The organism is Rhodococcus sp. 06-462-5 (assembly GCF_002258315.1).
Classification (GTDB): domain Bacteria; phylum Actinomycetota; class Actinomycetes; order Mycobacteriales; family Mycobacteriaceae; genus Rhodococcoides.
On sequence record NZ_NOYD01000001.1, the window covers coordinates 365387 to 380755 of the forward strand.

General features: G+C 64.2%; 18 protein-coding genes. 7 read left to right on the forward strand and 11 right to left on the reverse strand.

What is annotated here, in order from left to right; genetic code table 11:
* Positions 1-83 precede the first annotated feature (83 nt).
* The 3 genes from CH251_RS01805 to CH251_RS01815 are packed head-to-tail and all read right to left on the reverse strand — an operon-like array spanning position 84 to position 4302.
* Positions 84-2453, reverse strand: coding sequence for a lysylphosphatidylglycerol synthase transmembrane domain-containing protein (locus CH251_RS01805; protein WP_094611532.1), 2370 nt, complete (start codon positions 2451-2453; stop codon positions 84-86).
* Between the two features lie 9 nt (positions 2454-2462).
* On the reverse strand, positions 2463-3050 hold the full coding sequence (locus CH251_RS01810; protein ID WP_032397303.1) for a GNAT family N-acetyltransferase: 588 nt from the start codon (positions 3048-3050) through the stop codon (positions 2463-2465).
* A complete protein-coding gene (locus tag CH251_RS01815) occupies positions 3019-4302 on the reverse strand; it encodes an MFS transporter (RefSeq protein WP_094611533.1) in 1284 nt (427 codons plus the stop codon). Before CH251_RS01815 ends, CH251_RS01810 begins: the two co-directional genes overlap by 32 nt.
* Positions 4303-4394: 92 nt before the next feature.
* On the opposite strand from CH251_RS01815, the gene CH251_RS01820 reads away from it, so the two are divergent.
* From CH251_RS01820 to CH251_RS01830, 3 genes are all read left to right on the forward strand, one after another.
* Positions 4395-4706 (forward strand): helix-turn-helix transcriptional regulator, encoded by a 312-nt coding sequence (locus CH251_RS01820; RefSeq protein ID WP_094611534.1) that lies wholly within the window; start codon positions 4395-4397, stop codon positions 4704-4706.
* A gap of 34 nt (positions 4707-4740) precedes the next feature.
* The gene (locus CH251_RS01825; RefSeq protein ID WP_094611669.1) at positions 4741-5889 is read left to right on the forward strand and encodes a macrolide family glycosyltransferase; all 1149 of its coding nucleotides are present in this window, start codon (positions 4741-4743) and stop codon (positions 5887-5889) included.
* A gap of 192 nt (positions 5890-6081) precedes the next feature.
* The gene (locus CH251_RS01830; RefSeq protein ID WP_094611535.1) at positions 6082-6579 is read left to right on the forward strand and encodes an ATPase; all 498 of its coding nucleotides are present in this window, start codon (positions 6082-6084) and stop codon (positions 6577-6579) included.
* Between the two features lie 151 nt (positions 6580-6730).
* Here the strand turns inward: CH251_RS01830 and CH251_RS01835 are convergent, their stop codons facing one another.
* The gene (locus tag CH251_RS01835) at positions 6731-7231 is read right to left on the reverse strand and encodes a MarR family winged helix-turn-helix transcriptional regulator (RefSeq protein WP_094611670.1); all 501 of its coding nucleotides are present in this window, start codon (positions 7229-7231) and stop codon (positions 6731-6733) included.
* Between the two features lie 210 nt (positions 7232-7441).
* Here CH251_RS01835 and CH251_RS01840 point away from each other — a divergent pair, with 210 nt between their 5' ends.
* Positions 7442-8338, forward strand: a complete 897-nt coding sequence (locus CH251_RS01840) for an EamA family transporter (protein ID WP_256978753.1) — start codon at positions 7442-7444, stop codon at positions 8336-8338.
* On the opposite strand, the gene CH251_RS01845 is transcribed toward CH251_RS01840, so the two are convergent.
* Entirely contained in the window at positions 8319-8645 is a 327-nt protein-coding gene (locus CH251_RS01845) for a hypothetical protein (protein ID WP_094611537.1), read from the reverse strand. The genes CH251_RS01840 and CH251_RS01845 overlap by 20 nt on opposite strands.
* A 30-nt stretch (positions 8646-8675) precedes the next feature.
* On the opposite strand from CH251_RS01845, the gene CH251_RS01850 reads away from it, so the two are divergent.
* The gene (locus tag CH251_RS01850) at positions 8676-9425 is read left to right on the forward strand and encodes an alpha/beta fold hydrolase (protein WP_094611538.1); all 750 of its coding nucleotides are present in this window, start codon (positions 8676-8678) and stop codon (positions 9423-9425) included.
* Here the strand turns inward: CH251_RS01850 and CH251_RS01855 are convergent.
* The 4 genes from CH251_RS01855 to CH251_RS01870 form a co-directional block, all read right to left on the reverse strand.
* Positions 9405-10157 carry an AIM24 family protein gene (locus CH251_RS01855; protein WP_094611539.1) on the reverse strand — a complete coding sequence of 251 codons (753 nt, stop codon included), beginning with the start codon at positions 10155-10157 and terminating at the stop codon, positions 9405-9407. The genes CH251_RS01850 and CH251_RS01855 overlap by 21 nt on opposite strands.
* Positions 10158-10168: 11 nt before the next feature.
* Positions 10169-10846 carry an AIM24 family protein gene (locus tag CH251_RS01860; protein WP_094611540.1) on the reverse strand — a complete coding sequence of 226 codons (678 nt, stop codon included), beginning with the start codon at positions 10844-10846 and terminating at the stop codon, positions 10169-10171.
* A 1-nt stretch (position 10847) separates the two neighbouring features.
* Positions 10848-11456 carry an AIM24 family protein gene (locus CH251_RS01865; protein ID WP_094611541.1) on the reverse strand — a complete coding sequence of 203 codons (609 nt, stop codon included), beginning with the start codon at positions 11454-11456 and terminating at the stop codon, positions 10848-10850.
* A gap of 66 nt (positions 11457-11522) precedes the next feature.
* Positions 11523-12500: an LLM class F420-dependent oxidoreductase gene (locus CH251_RS01870; RefSeq protein ID WP_179273686.1), complete on the reverse strand. Its 978-nt coding sequence runs from the start codon at positions 12498-12500 to the stop codon at positions 11523-11525.
* Positions 12501-12559: 59 nt separating this feature from the next.
* Between CH251_RS01870 and CH251_RS01875 the strand changes: the two genes are divergently transcribed.
* Positions 12560-12940, forward strand: a complete 381-nt coding sequence (locus CH251_RS01875) for a VOC family protein (protein WP_094611542.1) — start codon at positions 12560-12562, stop codon at positions 12938-12940.
* 3 nt (positions 12941-12943) lie between these two features.
* Here the strand turns inward: CH251_RS01875 and CH251_RS01880 are convergent, their stop codons facing one another.
* A complete protein-coding gene (locus tag CH251_RS01880; protein ID WP_094611543.1) occupies positions 12944-14053 on the reverse strand; it encodes a S1C family serine protease in 1110 nt (369 codons plus the stop codon).
* A 54-nt stretch (positions 14054-14107) separates the two neighbouring features.
* Positions 14108-14494, reverse strand: a complete 387-nt coding sequence (locus CH251_RS01885; protein ID WP_143537938.1) for a hypothetical protein — start codon at positions 14492-14494, stop codon at positions 14108-14110.
* A gap of 34 nt (positions 14495-14528) precedes the next feature.
* On the opposite strand from CH251_RS01885, the gene CH251_RS01890 reads away from it, so the two are divergent.
* Positions 14529-15362, forward strand: a complete 834-nt coding sequence (locus CH251_RS01890; RefSeq protein ID WP_094611545.1) for a DUF72 domain-containing protein — start codon at positions 14529-14531, stop codon at positions 15360-15362.
* The last annotated feature ends 7 nt before the right edge of the window (positions 15363-15369 follow it).

Below are 15369 nucleotides of genomic sequence, written 5' to 3' on the forward strand. Positions count from 1 at the left end.
ATCGCAACGCCCTCCGTCGAGTAAGGCCCCCACCTGCACGAACGCTAGCACTCACGGTATACGCGCACCCTGAATCGGACGAATCAGACCATGTCTCGCTTGGTGAGCCACCGCAATGTCGGCCACCCGAGAAACACCGGCAACCAGCAGGTCAGGACGCGATAGAGCAAGACCGACGGGACGGCGATGGATGCGGGCACGCCGAAGGCCGCCAGACCGCCGATGAGCGCGGCCTCCACGGCACCCACACCGCCCGGCGTCGGCGCGGCGGAGGCCAGGGTCCCGCCGATCATGGTGACGACCGTGACGGTGACGAACGTGGTGCCGCCGCCGAAGGCCTCGATGCTCGCCCACAAGGCAAGCGCGGCACCCAACGTCGTCGCCGCGCAGCCGAGGATGATGATCGAGAATCGTTTGGGATCGCGAGCGAGTTCGCCCAGTTCGCCGAGGACTTCTTTGATCTGCGGCCGGACGGCGACCCGCAGCCAGCGGCGCAGCTTGGGTACGAACATGAACGTTCCGACGACGCCGAACGCCGCACCTGCGAGGAGATACAGCACGGTGTTGCCCGGCACCATGTTCGACAGCCCGGACGAGGTGCCTGCGACGACGCTGAAGAAGATCAACAGGCTCACGTGCGTGATCACCTGGACGGACTGTTGCAACGCCACGGCAGCCGTCGCGCGAACCGTTCCCAGCCCGCCCTTCTGCAGGAACCGAACGCTCAGGGCCAGTCCGCCGACACCCGCGGGAGTAGTGGTTGCCGCGAAGGTGTTGGCGACCTGCATCACCGTCAGATTCCAGAAGCTGACCTTGCCCAGTGCGCACGCCCACAACGCGGCTCCGGCACCGACGTACGTCAGTGCCGACACCGACAGACCGAGCAGAGCCCACCACCAGTTGGCCGAACCGAGTTCGGTGACGAACGCGGGAACCGCACTGATGAACGGATATGCGACGTAGACCAATCCGATCAACAACACGAGCGAGATGATCTGGTTGCGGCTGAATCGGGTGACCTGTTCGGCCTCGATCTTGGCGGTGCCGGTCTGCTCCAGAACCTCGAGCCGAACCGCCTTCATCGTCTTGTCGGCGTCGAGCACCGATTGGCGAATGCGAGGCGGGATGGCGGACTTGGTCAATCGACCCGAGGCCGCGATCACGGTGTCGAAGCCGAGTACGTCGATGGCGGTGGCGACGGCGCGCTGAGAGCCGAACAGGTCTGCCGTGGTGAGCAACAACTGGGCGACGTCGGACTGCATCTGGGAATCCGACGCACCCAGTTCGGCGTGGCCGAAACCGCAGAAGAGGGCCTTGCCGTCGTGGATCCTCAGTTCGCCGCGGTGCAGGTCGCCGTGGGAGATCTGATTCTCGTGCAGGGTGTTCAGGGCCGACCACAGTGCGCCGAGGGTTGCGTCGTCGTGCTCTGCCTCGACCGGATCACCGATGGGCAGACTGTGCGCGTACAGGGTCCATCCTCTGTCGAGCGCTGCCACCGCCAACGGGTGACTGCCTGCCGCTCCCAACCCCTTGATGGCCAGACCCATCAGGGCGCGATGCTCGACCGCTCGACGCATCGACGCGTGTAACGGCGCAGTTTCGCTGCCCCGCAGCGTGATCCACCGCCAGGACTGACGCAGGGCACCGCCGCTGCGCTGATTCTGCCCGTACAACTCGACCACCACATCGGCGTCGGGAGTGTGCGCGTTCAACACCAACGGGCCGGGGCCGGCCGGACGGACGACGGTGAAGCTGCGGACGGTGACGCCGCGACTGTGGAACAGGCGAACCGCCGCGTCGAGCGGAACCTCCAGCGCCGGTGTGCCGACGAGCAACACGATGACGGCTCCGACGAGCCAGCCGACCGCGAGTCCGAGCATCGAGCGAGCCGGGACCACGGTGGAGACGACCAGGTGGATCGGTACGAACGCGAGCAACAGCGTCCACCATGCCCGACGCCACTTCGCGGGGAGACCTGGGCCGGAAACCGTCAGCGCCGCAGCCAGCATCGCGATCCAGCGCGAATCGTCGAGGAACTGCGCGAGGAACGTGTCGAGTCGCTCGGGAACATCGAGGTCCCAGGTGGGAGTGGAGATCCCGGTTCCGGTGATCGACAGCGCCAGCGCAGCCAGCAGAGCCGCGGCCGCGTATCCGGCGAGCAGTTTCCATTTGCGGCCCGCGATCAGTCCGATCAGGACGCCGAACGGGAGCGCGAGAATGGCGACGCCGTAGACGATGTAGACCGCATTGGATTGGTCGGGGCTGAGCACGCCGACGATGTTCGATACCGATTGCTCGAGCGCATCCCACTGATTTCTGGTGATCAGCGAACCGGCGATCACCACGCCCAGCAGTGCCGCGGCCGATACGACACGAATGATGTCACTGGTTCTCCGCACCAGCGGCTGAAGCAGGTTTCCCGCTACGGGAACGTCCCGCCCATCCACGCGCATGGGGTCAACCTACCGTGCGGTACGCCTGCGCAGTTCGTTGCGGACGGTAGGCCATTCGGATTCGATGATCGAGAACACGACGGTGTCGCGCAACGAACCGTCGGACATGCGTTGATGATTGCGCAGAATCCCGTCCTGCTTCGCGCCCAGTTTCGCGATCGCCGTACGCGACTGCAGGTTCATCCAGTGGGTACGAAATTCGACGGCGATGCATCCCAATTCCTCGAATGCATGCGTCAACAGCAGCAGTTTGCTCGCGGGATTGGTGCCGGTTCCGTGCGCGGAGCGGGCATTCCAGGTGTATCCGATTTCGACGCGACGGTTGGTGGCGTCGGCGTTGCAGAAGGTCGTCGCTCCGATGATCTGCCCGGTGTCGTTGCGGCGCAGCGTGAACGGAAGCATCGTGCCTGCGTCCAGCAGTCCGAGTCGACGGTCGATCTCGGCCGCCATCTCCTCGGGCTTCGGCACGCTGGTGTACCAGAGATTCCACAGCTCGCCGTCGCGCGCGGCGTCGCACAGACCTTCGAGGTGATCGTGGCTCAGCGGCTCGAGGGTCACCAGATCGTCAGTGAGGGTCACCGGTTGCAGAAAAGACATTCGCCGACGATACGTCGGATCTGCCCGTCCGGGAAAGTGCGATGATCAGCGCTGCCGTGGCGGCAACGGCCACCACGACGAGGGCGATCACTTCGGTGAAGGCGTGGGCGTAGGCGTCGGCGAATCCCGGTTGTCCGGCCGCCGCTGCCTCGGCGTCGGATTCGTCGGGCACCCGGTCCCGGACGAGGATCGTCAGCAGCCAGGCGTAGCCGGCGACCATCACGGCCTCGCTACCGATGCGGAAGAGATTGAGTACTCCTGCCGCGGTACCGCTGCTGTGCGGTGGAACTGCCGCGAGTGCTTCGCCGTCGACCAGACCGATCGGGAGCCCGAAGCCGAGCCCCAACAGAATCATCGGGACCACGACGGCGGCGATCGAGACGCCGGGTTGCAGGGCGAGCATGCCGAGATTCCCGAGAACCAGGAAGCCCAGACTCGTCAGAATCACCCGGTCGGGGGTGACGGCCTCGAAGACGACGATGGACCTGGCGACCGCCAGCGGGGCAATCAGCACCGGAATCGTCATCGCCAGCATGAACAGTCCGGCTCGTCCGGGAGTCAGGGACGCGACGGCACCGAGCGCGGTGGGCAAGTAGGTGAGCAGGGTGACGAATCCGATGGCTCCGGCGACCGGGACCAGGCACAGAGCGAGGAAGCGACGGTTGCGCAGCAGTCCGACATCCAGCATTTTCGATGGTGTGGATGCGCTTCGCAGAGCAGGAAGAGCCAGAGTCCCGACGGCCGCGACGAGCAGAACGAGGGCCTGAGCGGCGAACACTCCACGCCAATCGAGCACGGCGATCAGCAGTCCGGAAATGGTCGGCCCGAGTGCCAACCCGAGTCCGTTCACGGTGCCGAACAGGGCGAACGCCGTCGCACGTTCGGTCCCCTGAAAATGCAGCGAGAGAATGGACGTCGAGCCCACCAGGACCGCCGCGGCACCGATGCCGGCGAACACCCGCGCGGCGTCGAGCAGGAGCAGCGAGGACGCCGAGGCGCTGACCAGGCTGGCGACGGCCGTGAGTACGACGCCGATGCGAAACGACGTGCGGTGTCCGATGCGATCCGAGACCGCACCCCAGACGACGGTGAACAGCGCGAACGCGACGTTGAAGCCGTTGACGACCCATTGCAGTGGAATCGGATCGGAGCCGAGATCGGCCGCGATCACCGGGATCGCGATGGCGGTGCCCGAGATGGACATCGGTACGACGAACTGTGCTGCGAGTACGACCGGCAGAACTGCTCTCATGGATCCCCCTGCGTCTAGGTACGATACTTTTCGTACTAGAACAGGTTTGAAGGTACGACGCAAGTCGTACCTAGCGAAAGGCGGCGTCGTTGGTGGACGAGAACGGGCACCCCGAACCCGACGAGATGCAACTCGGTGCCGTGATGTCTGCACTGGCGGATCCACTGCGCCGCAAGGTGGTCACCGAACTAGTCGGCGACGACGACGGTGCCGAGCGCACCTGTATGTCGTTCGAGCTCGGCGTCACGAAATCGACTCTGACGCATCACTTTCGCGTCCTGCGTGAAGCGGGTCTGGTATTCCAGGTCGACCGCGGCAACAGTCGCAAAGTGACGCTGCGACGCCAGGAACTCAACGATCGATTTCCCGGCCTGCTGGATCTGATCGCCAACGAAATCCACTAGCTCGCTACCCCGTGTGGGCTCTACGGTGGCAATCATGCACATCGCCATGATCGGCACGACGGCCCCCAGTCACATCTATCCATCGCTGGCCGTGATCGCCGAGCTGGTCAGGCGAGGGCATCGCGTCACCTATGCCGTCGGTGACTCTCTGCGTCACGTTGTCGAACCCGCGGGCGTCGAGGTGGTGCCGTTCTCCTCGATACTTCCCGACGGAGAGGCTTCATGGCCGGACGATCCGGCGGCGGCGATGCAGGTCTTCCTCGACGAGGCCATTGCGTCGTATCCCGTGCTCACCGCGTTCTACGACGACGATCAGCCGGATCTGTTCCTGTACGACATCGGCGGAATGACGGCACCCGTCCTCGGTGTGCGCTACGGGGTGACGGCCGTGCAACTCTCGCCGACGTACGTGGCGTGGGACGGATACGTCGCGGATCTCGGTGACGGGATGACCTCTATCCGCGAGTCGACAACGGGCGTTGCGTATCGCGATGCCTACGCATCGTGGTTGCGAGACAACGACATCGACGCCGATCCATGGGAATGGATCACGTATCCGGCGCACTGCCTGTCTCTGATTCCTCGGGTGATGCAGCCGCACGCCGACCGGGTGGCCGACACGGTGCAGTTCGTCGGACCGTGCCTCGACCCGGTACGCCTGAACGATCGCAGTTGGACCGTACCCGAAGGCCCGATCCTGTACATCTCCTTCGGTACCGGATACAACGAGCGACCCGAGTTCTACCGACTGTGCATCGACACCTTCGCTGACACCGACTGGCATGTGGTGATCTCGATCGGCCGACGTGTCGATCCGGCCACGCTCGGTGAAATTCCTGCCAATGTGGAACTGCACGAACATCTTCCGCAGCTCGCCGTGCTCGACGCCGCCACGGTGTTCATCACCCACGCCGGGATGGGTAGCTGCACCGAGGCCCTGTGGTTCGGCGTCCCGACCGTGGCCATCCCCCAGGCAGTGGATCAATTCGGCAACGCGGCAATGCTCTCCGAACTCGGCGTCGGCGTGCACCTCGAATTCGAGAAAGTGACCGCCGGGAGCCTCGCGGGTGCCGTCGCGGCCGCGCGCGAATTGACCTCCCGCGCAGCCGAGATCAGTGCGGAGGTGCGATCGCAGGGAGGCGTCGACCAGGCCGGGGATGCGGTAGAGGCGTTTCTCGCGTGACCTCAGTCGAACGCGCTGCCGCTGTCGGGGAACGGCGAGGCGGTCTACCAGGGTTTCCTGGCTGAGTGGCTTTCCGAACCGACCGTGAACTCGTTGCCGGTGAGATTCGGTGTCGCGAGGAGTCTGTCCCTGCATGAGCACATTCATCATGAATTCTGCCGGTGCAACCATTGCCTACGCTGTCCGCGGCGCATGAAGGCCGTCCGAGAGTTTCTTGCCGTGAGCCGAACGATGGCCGCGAGCCCCGCCGAGATCTTCGCCGTTCTGACCGACCCCAACCGACATCAGGACACCGAACCGGGCGACTGGGTGCGCTCGGCGGTGGACTCGAATCGCATCACGGCAATGGGGCAGGTGTTCGCGGTCAACATGTTTCACGAGCTCGCGGGCGGACACTATGTGGTGCACAACCTGGTGACCGCATACGAGCAGGATCGAACCATCGCATGGTTGCCGGGAGCGCTGACCGACGATGGATCCGTGAACCACGGCGGTTGGTGGTGGCGCTACGACCTGGCGGCGGCGGACGAAGGCACGACAGTGACCCTCACCTACGACTGGACCGATACCCCAGAGGCTGTCCGCGCCCACGTCGGTGGACTGCCGGCGGTACCAGCGGAGTTCCTCGAAGCGTCGTTGGCTTCGCTGGAGTCGAGCCTGCGTGAATCGGGTGCAGCCAGCCGCGCCTAGCGCGGTCCAATGCACCCGATTCGGTCCTTGCAGAACGCTGACGCTCACGCAGTACGGCAGCGGACGAACGCGTCGACGCGGGGCGGAGTCGTCTCCGTATGCACGGATGGCATCGAGCTCGGTGGCGTCGAGCTGGGGTGATCACCCGCGGTCAGACGCCGCCGGTGTCTCCGAGAGAGATCGACAACTTTCGCAGAAGCCGCTCCAGCTCGCTTCGTTCGTCGGGTTCGAGATCCGATACCAGGCGGGCTGCATTGGCCACATGGCCGTCCACGACGCGTTCGACCACGTCGTGTCCCTCGGCCGTCAGCGTGATCAGAATGCTGCGCCGGTTCGCAGGGTCGGTTTCGCGGGTCAGAAGACCCTTCGTCACCAGGCGGTCCACCCGGTTGGTCATCGCGGCCGAGCCGACCATCGTGCGGGCGACCAGGTCTTTCGGCGTCAGAGTGTAGGGCGGCCCCGACCTGCGCAACGTCGCCAGCACGTCGAATTCCCAGGGCTCCATGTTCTCCCCGGCGAAGTAGCCACGGATCTCGTGTTCGACCAATCGCGAGGTCCGCGACAGTCGCCCGACCAAGCCCATGGGTGATGCCTCCATCTCGGGCCGCTCTCGTTTCCATTGCTCCAAGAACGAATCGACTGCGTCGGTCAACGAACTCTCCTTGCGCACTGCGGATGGCAATCGATATTTCGACATCGAACCGTTTGACGAACGGTAGCACCTGCCCTATTCTTTCGACGGGGAACAATTCGACATCGAACTATTCGGGAACGAGACATGAGGCCTTCAGAAGGAACTTCCGTAGCGGACGCGATCAGGTGTCGTGCACGCCGTGCCGGTTCGATGAAATCCGGGAGCACGGTGCGCGATTCGTTGCTGACCGTCCTTGCGCCCGCGGTCTGGGGAAGCACGTACCTCGTGACGACCGAACTCCTTCCGCCCGACCGTCCTCTTCTGGCGTCGGTCGTGCGTGCACTGCCCGCCGGTCTGATCCTTGTCGCGTTGGGACGCGTTTTACCGCACGGAATCTGGTGGTGGCGCGCGATCGTGCTCGGTGTGCTCAATATCGGCGCGTTCTTCTACTTTCTGTTCGTTGCGGCGTATCACCTGCCCGGCGGTGTCGCGGCACTCGTCATGAGTGTTCAGCCGATGATCGTGCTCGTTCTCGGTGTGGGACTGCTCGGGGCAAGGATCAAGAGCACGCACATCGTTGCCTGTGCCATGGGTGCGGTGGGGGTGGGACTTCTCGTCCTCCAGCCGAACGCCGGACTGGATCCGATCGGGGTCCTCGCAGGACTCGCGGGGGCGGCGAGCATGGCCTCCGGGCTGGTGCTGACGAAGAGATGGGGCAGACCCGAGGGCGTCGGAGTGCTGACGTTCACCGGATGGCAGCTGACGGTGGGAGGCTCGGTTCTGTGCCCGTTCATGCTGTTCGGAGAAGGTCTTCCTGACTCCATCACGGCAGAGAACGTCTCCGGGTTCCTCTACCTCAGTGTGATCGGCGCGCTTCTCGCCTACGCGGTGTGGTTCCGCGGTATCGGCACACTTCCCGCGCTTGCTGTGTCGTTTCTGTCGTTCGCGAGCCCACTCGCGGCAACTGTGCTCGGGTACCTCGTTCTCGGCCAGTCACTCTCGACTCTGCAACTGGTCGGTGCTGCGACCGTCGTCGCAGCAGTGATCATCGCGCAACCGATCCGCACCCCCTGGCCATTCCCGAGCGCGGTCCAGTGCTCCCGCTTCAGTCTTCGAGGACGCTGACGCTCACGCCGTACGGCAGGAAGCGGACGCGTCGACGCGGGTCGGTGTTGTCCTTGTGTGCACGGAGGGCATCGAGTTCGGTGGCGTAGAGCTGGTCGATCTGCGGTGATCCGGCGTCGTCGACGCTGTAGATCGCCCAGACTCCGTCACCCTTCTGACCTGTGGTTTCAGGCTCCGGCGGAGCTTTGGGTGCGCCGGAGCCCGAGGCGAACAGGGAGCCGACCACCTCACGCAGGCCCTCGGTTGCCTCACGGGCGAACTTGTCGAAGTCATCGGATCCGAATCCGAAGGGTCCTTGGTTGGCCATGGCAGTACCTCCTGAAGGTGATACTCCAGTATGCGCGTTTTCTCCGAACAGCCGCCGTGCGTACGAACGTTCACCCTGCCGGGCGACTCCGAACCGGCCATGGTGTTCCTGCACGGGCTCGGTTCGGCCGGCGTCCCGGCGTTCGGCGCGATCGCCACGGACTCTGCCTTCGAGGGCCGAGAGCGCCTACTGCCGGATCTGCTCGGATTCGGATTCAGCGACCGTCCGCACGACATCGGATACTCGCTCGACGACCATGCTGCGGCCATCGCGGACATGCTCGATCGACGGAATCTCTCGTCGGTGGACCTGGTGGGTCACAGCCTGGGTGGATCGATCGCCACCGTGCTCGCGTACCGCAGGCCGGATCTGGTGGGCCGACTGATCGTGCTCGAACCCAACCTGCTGCCGTGGGACGGTACCGCCAGCATCGAGATCGCTCGGAAAACCGAAGGCGAATTCGTCGAGTCCGGCATCTCGGAGCTCATTACCGCCGCCGATCCGGAGTGGGCGTCCACCCTGCGCGTTGCCGATCCGGTCGCCCTTCACCGCACTGCGGTCGGGCTGTGTGTGGGACCGGAGCCGACGATTCGGTCAATGTTCGAGTCGCTGACGGTGCCGAGGGTGTTCGGGTACGGAGATCGCACGGGCCCGCCGAGTCAGGAGGCCGAACTGATCAGCGCTGGAGTCGAGGTCGTACGAGTCGCCGATGCCGGGCACGTCATGATGGCCGACAACCCTGCCGGTGTGGTCGAGGTACTACGCGCCGCCCTGCTGTAGTCGGGCTCCGATGGAGTTGTGCAGAGATCTCAAGGAGTTCTGGCCCAGCGAGACCGTCTGCGATTCGACGTACCGCAACAGATGTGAATCGTTGAGAACCTTCTCGCTCGATTGGATCAGCACTGTGCCTGCACCGGTGAAGTCGAACTGTCGCTCCTCGCCGCTGTTGGCACCGAGAAATCCGCGGGCTGCCCCGAGGAAGTTCTGCATCCAGTCGGCGTCGAAGTGATGCGAGGGTGACGGGCAATCCGCCCATCCCACAAGCGCTTCCGGGTCGATGCGCAGCGGCGGCTCGGCGAACATGACGGTGCCGTTGGACGAGGCCAGGAACTTACCGGTACCGAGCAGGGTGAGAAATCCGGGGACGATGGACTGCTTGAGATCCAGAGTCGGCTCGAACGCAAGCAGATTCGCGGCTCGGATCGTCAGGTTGCCGTCGTCGAGGTCGTAGCTGTTGATGTTGAATCCGCGGTCGCCGAGAATCAGCTTGCCCTGACCCTGCGCGAGAACCCAGTCGTTCGAGTAGAGCGGAGACGAGAACCGCGCCGCCACGATGGCGGGCATCGACGTCTGCCCGAGTGGTTCGAAGCGAACGTTGCCGTAGTACGCGATCATCGCGCCCTTCGACGTGAACCACGGCTGGCCTGCGAGTTCGACGCAGAACGCGTAGTCGTTGCCCGGGACGTTGTCGTTGACCGGCAGCGTGTAGGGGGTGTGGATTTCGAGACCCATGAGATTGCTCCTCAGAACTTCTGCTCGGACGCCTGCACCCACACGGTGCCCATACCGGTCATCTTCAGCTGGATGGCCTCACCGCTGCCCTTGCCGACGGCGTCCCGCCACCCGACGTTCGCGGAGATGTCGACGTTGATGTTGCCGATGTGGCACACGTACGCCTGCGGATCGACCACGACCATGGGGTTGTTCGGTCCGACCTGCAGTGGAGTTGCGCCGCCGTGCGAGAGAACCGCAACGCTGCCCTGGCCGGTGAGCTGTGTCGTGAACAGACCCTGCCCGGTCATCGCACCGCGCACTGCACCGCGAACACCGCCCTGCGAGGTCAACGCGACGATGGAACTCTGGAGGTAGCCGTCGTGTACCAGAAGTCGATCGGCTTCGACGGTGAGCATCGAGGACCCGTCGAGATGGATCACCTCGATGTACAGCCCGGCGTGGCCGTAGAAGACCTCACCCTGACCCTCGGCGGCCATCATCGCCACGTGCTCACCTGCCATCATCCGGCCTGCCATCCCCGCCATGCCGCCCATGCCCGGCATGGCTCCGGCCGAACCGCCCATCGAGTGCGGAACGAACCGTACGTCGCCGGTGTAGTAGAGCATCGATCCACGACGCGCGAGCACGTTCTGATTAGGTGCCAGAACGGATTTCACGACTTTGCTGTTGACGAGTTCGAGCGGCACGTCAGCGCTCCTCGGGTTGGATGTAGACGACGCCCTGGCCGTCGAAGCGGAGGGAGAACGCCTCGCCGCTACCGCCGCCGATGGCGGAGCGCCACGTGACGTCGGTGACGAAGCTCTGATTCAGCTGGCCACGGTGGGCAACGAACGCGTCGGGATCGACGACGAGTGGGTACTGCGGATCGACGGCGAGGGCGATGATCGGTCCACCCTTCGAAAGCAACGCCACGGTGCCCGACCCACTGACGACGGTGGTGAACAAACCCTGCCCCGATGTTGCGCCACGAAGACCGGAGAACTTGACATCGGTCTTCAATTGCCCTGTGAGAGCGAGCAATTGGGAGGATTCGACGTGGAGATTGTCGCCCTGTACCTCGACGAGAGTGATGTCCTGAGCGTCGACGGCGAAGTAGACGGTGCCCTTGCCGGACACGTCCATCAACTTCAGCGACTCGCCGGTCACCTTCTGTTTCAGGGCCGCGCGGAATCCTCCGCCGCCACCCATTCCCGCGTTCTTGAAGGTGACGTCGCCCTCGTACGCCACCATCGAACCCGACATCGCGCGCAGGGAGTCGCCGGTCAGGTCTGCGACCAAGACACGGTGCCCGTTCATCCTCAGCTGAGCCACGGGGGAACTATGCCACTGCACGCGCCCCCGCGGCTACTGCTGGAGAAAAATCTAGACGAGCGGCTTCAGGGCCTTACCTGCCAGTTCGACGGCTCCCGGCTGGTGTCCGTTGGTGATCAGGTTGATGATGATGCCGTCGATACCCTGATCGAGCACGCGCTTCTGCACCTGTTCGGCCACGTCGTCGGGAGTCCCGCAGAAGTGGCGATCGGTGGCCTTCGCCGCGTCCTCCTCCGACAGGTTCGTCAGATCGAGGCCCTGCTTGAGCACGAACTCGCGCTGCAGTTCCTTGGCCTTGTCGCCGTCCTCATCGACGATGACGAACGCGAGGAAGCTAGTCTCGAGGTCCTTGGGATCGCGATCGACTTCCTCGCAACGGGCCTGCACGGCAGCCATCTTGCGCGGCAATTCGTTTGCGTCGCAGATGATGTTGAGGTGATCGGCGAACTGTGCGGCCAATCCGAACGTCTTCTTCTCGCCACCGCCGCCGAGCATGATCGGCAAATCGTCGCGAATGCGGGGCTCGTTCATCGCGTTCTCGACCTGGTACCAGAGGCCGTCGAATGTGGGGCGCTGTCCGCGCAGCATCGGTTCGATGATCTGCAGTGCCTCGTCGAGACGCTCGAAACGGTCGGTGAAGGTGCCGAATTCGAGTCCGAAGCTCTGGTGCTCGAGCTCGTACCAGCCGGCACCGATACCGAGGATCGCGCGCCCGCCGCTGACGACGTCGAGCGTGGTGACGGTCTTGGCCAAAATCGCCGGATTGCGGTAGGTGTTGCCGGTGACCAGCGCGGAGAGCTGGATGGTGTCGGTGGCCGTCGCGAGGGCGGACAGCGCGGAGTAGGCCTCGAGCATCGGCTCGTCTGGCTTGCCGATTCCGGGGAGTTGGTAAAAGTGATCCATCACGAATGCGGTGTCGAACCCGGCCGCTTCGGCCTCGCGCGCCTGCGCGATGACCTGGGGAAAGAGTTCTGCGACCGAACCGTCGTAGCTGAAGTTGGGCATCTGGTAACCGAGGCGAATAGTCACGAGATCCACGCTACTCGGATATCCGCCCGCGGCACGTGCGAGAGCGCGATAATTCGACGATGACATCCTTGGAGCTGACCAGGCAACCGTTCTCCGGATTCGCCGTCGACGACCTGCAGGCGGCGCGCACGTTCTACGCCGAGACCCTCGGACTGACGGTGACCGAGAACGAGATGGGCATGCTCGAGCTGCACCTCGGCACCGGAGCGATGGTGCTGATCTATCCACGTCCCGCGCACGTGCCTGCCCAGTACACGATCTTGAACTTCCCGGTTGCCGACATCGACAGTGCGGTCGACACCCTGATCGCGAAAGGGATTGTGTTCGAGCAGTACCCGGATATGGGCACCGATGAGAAGGGAATCTTTCGACACGGCGGACCGCTGATTGCCTGGTTCACCGACCCGGCGGGCAATGTGTTGTCGGTATTGCAGGATTGACCTTTACGCGGTCGGCATTCCCGGGGCGAGAGTGACTGTGCCGGAGCTGGTTACGCCCGCATCATCGACCCATTCGACGACGGCGGAATCGCCCGGGCGACGTCCGAGTAGCGCCTCCGACAGGTCCGAGGAGGATCCGATGTCGGTGCCGTCGAACGTCACGATCACGTCTCCCGCAGACAACCCCAACGCCTCCGCTGGGGAATCGAATGTCACCGATACGACGGCCGCCCCGACCGCCGGCCTGTTCTCGAAGACGGACACATCGCGCACCGAGACTCCGAAATACGGTGTGGGGCCAACGTGTACCGTGCCGCCGGACCGGCCCGCGACCACCTGATCGAGCACCGCGACCGCCTCGGAGATCGGGACGGCATAGGCCTCGGGGGCCTGCGGCGGCGTGTTTTCCGTACCGTTGCGGGCCTCGTCGGACAACCCCGCGGTGTTCACGCCCACCACACGGCCCCAGGCGTCGAAGAGTGGCCCACCCGAATCCCCTGCTCGCACATCGGCATCGACGCGAATCATTCGCTCCAACGTATTCCGCGAACCGTCCACCGAACTGCGCGTACGCACCTGCTGATCGAGAGCGGTCACCGCTCCCGGTGCAGGCACCAATACCCCTGCACCCGAGGCATTTCCGATGGCAGTCACCGCATCACCCACCTCCGGAAGTGGGTCCGGGGCAAGCTCGACCACCGGCAGGTCGGCCGCGGTGATCAACTGCACGACCGCCACGTCACGGGACTTGTCGTAACCCAACACGGTGGCGTCGTAAATCAGTCCGTTGCCCATGTGCACTGCGCTGATCTCGGTGGCGTTCTCGACGACGTGGAAGTTGGTGAGCACGATTCCGTCGGGTGCGACGACGAAGCCGGTGCCCGCGACCCCAGAAAATCCTGCGGACGCCGAGAGCGTGACGACGGTGGGAGCGACGCGAGCCGAGAGCTCCTCGAGCGATAGCGGTGGCGGTTCGACGACGGGGGCAGCCGGTGCGACGGGTGCCGGCGCGGCCACGAAATCCGCGGTTCCGGGATCGAGTTGCGGCGTCGCGAAGAGCCACACACCGGCAGCGACCAGCGTCAGCACCACCGCTCGTCCACCCGACCGCATAGAACCGATTATGGTCCGACATCGATGGTGGTGCCAGCTACTCGACGATCATGGCTACCGGTACCAGCGCCAGAGTCGCGGAGCTGTGCAGACCAGCAGCACCGCCAAGACAGTGACCACGGCCTGTCCGACGCGACCTGCCGTCATTCCGTCCGTCGGATCGTGAGGCGGGTAGTTCACGACGGCGTTGGCCGCCGCATCGACAAGCAAGATCGCTGCGCCCAAGACCAATCCGATACGTCTGCGTCGAGCAATGAGAACTGCCGCGAGCGGATCGAGGACGACGAGCGCGACGAAGAACCACGCGACAACTACCGGTACCCCCGGATAAGGATCGGATCCACCGCCGACGAGCTGCACCAGATGAACTGCCGTGCCGTAAGCGAATACGGCCGTGAACAGATACGTCAGCACATCGACGTGCCGTGGGGCGGATCGCACGGAAACGACGGTACCGCCCGTCTACAGTCTGCACATGTCCGCGTCGCATCGCCCCCGAGTCCTGATCGGCATCTCCGGTTGGACGTACGCGCCGTGGCGAGGCGATTTCTATCCGGCGGGCCTGGCTCATCGCAAGGAGCTCGGGTACGCATCGGAACATCTGACGTCGATCGAGATCAACGGCACCTTCTATGCGATGCAGAAGCCGTCGAGCTTCACCAAATGGCACGACGAGACGCCGGACGACTTCGTCTTCTCCATCAAGGGTGGTCGCTACGTCACCCACATCAAACGGCTCGTCGGGGTCGAGGCAGCGCTCGCGAACTTCTTCGCCACCGGAGTGTTGACGCTGGGCGACAAGCTCGGGCCGTTTCTGTGGCAGTTGCCACCGAACCTCGAGTTCGACGCGCAGAAGTTGTCGGACTTCTTTGCCATGTTGCCTCGGACAATTTCTGCTGCAGTCACGCTGGCTCAGTCACGCGACGACAAGCTGGCCGAGGATCGAGTGTTGTTGCCGCCTGCGTCGTCCCGGCGGCTTCGGCACTGCGTGGAGGCTCGGCATCAGAGCTTCGCCACCGACGAGGCCGTGGAGTTGTTGCGAGAGAACGATATTGCGTTCGTTGTCGCCGATACTGCCGGCAAGTATCCGTACGTCGACACTCCGACAGCCGATTTCATGTACGCCCGCCTGCACGGCGACGAGGAGCTGTATGCCAGCGGTTACACGGATGAGGCGCTCGATCGATGGGCCGCGAAGATCTCGGACTGGACGGCCACGGGCCTCGACGTCCACGTGTACTTCGACAACGACATCAAGGGATACGCACCCTTCGATGCCATGAAACTGATCGAGCGAATCGGCAGGTGAGTATTCG

Excerpts from the sequence above, each read along its gene's own strand:
- CH251_RS01805 (WP_094611532.1), bottom strand. The coding sequence starts at position 2,453 with ATGCGCGTGGATGGGCGGGACGTTCCCGTAGCGGGAAACCTGCTTCAG.
- CH251_RS01810 (WP_032397303.1), bottom strand. The coding sequence starts at position 3,050 with ATGTCTTTTCTGCAACCGGTGACCCTCACTGACGATCTGGTGACCCTC.
- CH251_RS01815 (WP_094611533.1), bottom strand. The coding sequence starts at position 4,302 with ATGAGAGCAGTTCTGCCGGTCGTACTCGCAGCACAGTTCGTCGTACCG.
- CH251_RS01825 (WP_094611669.1), top strand. The coding sequence starts at position 4,741 with ATGCACATCGCCATGATCGGCACGACGGCCCCCAGTCACATCTATCCA.
- CH251_RS01830 (WP_094611535.1), top strand. The coding sequence starts at position 6,082 with ATGAAGGCCGTCCGAGAGTTTCTTGCCGTGAGCCGAACGATGGCCGCG.
- CH251_RS01845 (WP_094611537.1), bottom strand. The coding sequence starts at position 8,645 with ATGGCCAACCAAGGACCCTTCGGATTCGGATCCGATGACTTCGACAAG.
- CH251_RS01850 (WP_094611538.1), top strand. The coding sequence starts at position 8,676 with ATGCGCGTTTTCTCCGAACAGCCGCCGTGCGTACGAACGTTCACCCTG.
- CH251_RS01855 (WP_094611539.1), bottom strand. The coding sequence starts at position 10,157 with ATGGGTCTCGAAATCCACACCCCCTACACGCTGCCGGTCAACGACAAC.
- CH251_RS01865 (WP_094611541.1), bottom strand. The coding sequence starts at position 11,456 with ATGAACGGGCACCGTGTCTTGGTCGCAGACCTGACCGGCGACTCCCTG.
- CH251_RS01875 (WP_094611542.1), top strand. The coding sequence starts at position 12,560 with ATGACATCCTTGGAGCTGACCAGGCAACCGTTCTCCGGATTCGCCGTC.
- CH251_RS01880 (WP_094611543.1), bottom strand. The coding sequence starts at position 14,053 with ATGCGGTCGGGTGGACGAGCGGTGGTGCTGACGCTGGTCGCTGCCGGT.
- CH251_RS01890 (WP_094611545.1), top strand. The coding sequence starts at position 14,529 with ATGTCCGCGTCGCATCGCCCCCGAGTCCTGATCGGCATCTCCGGTTGG.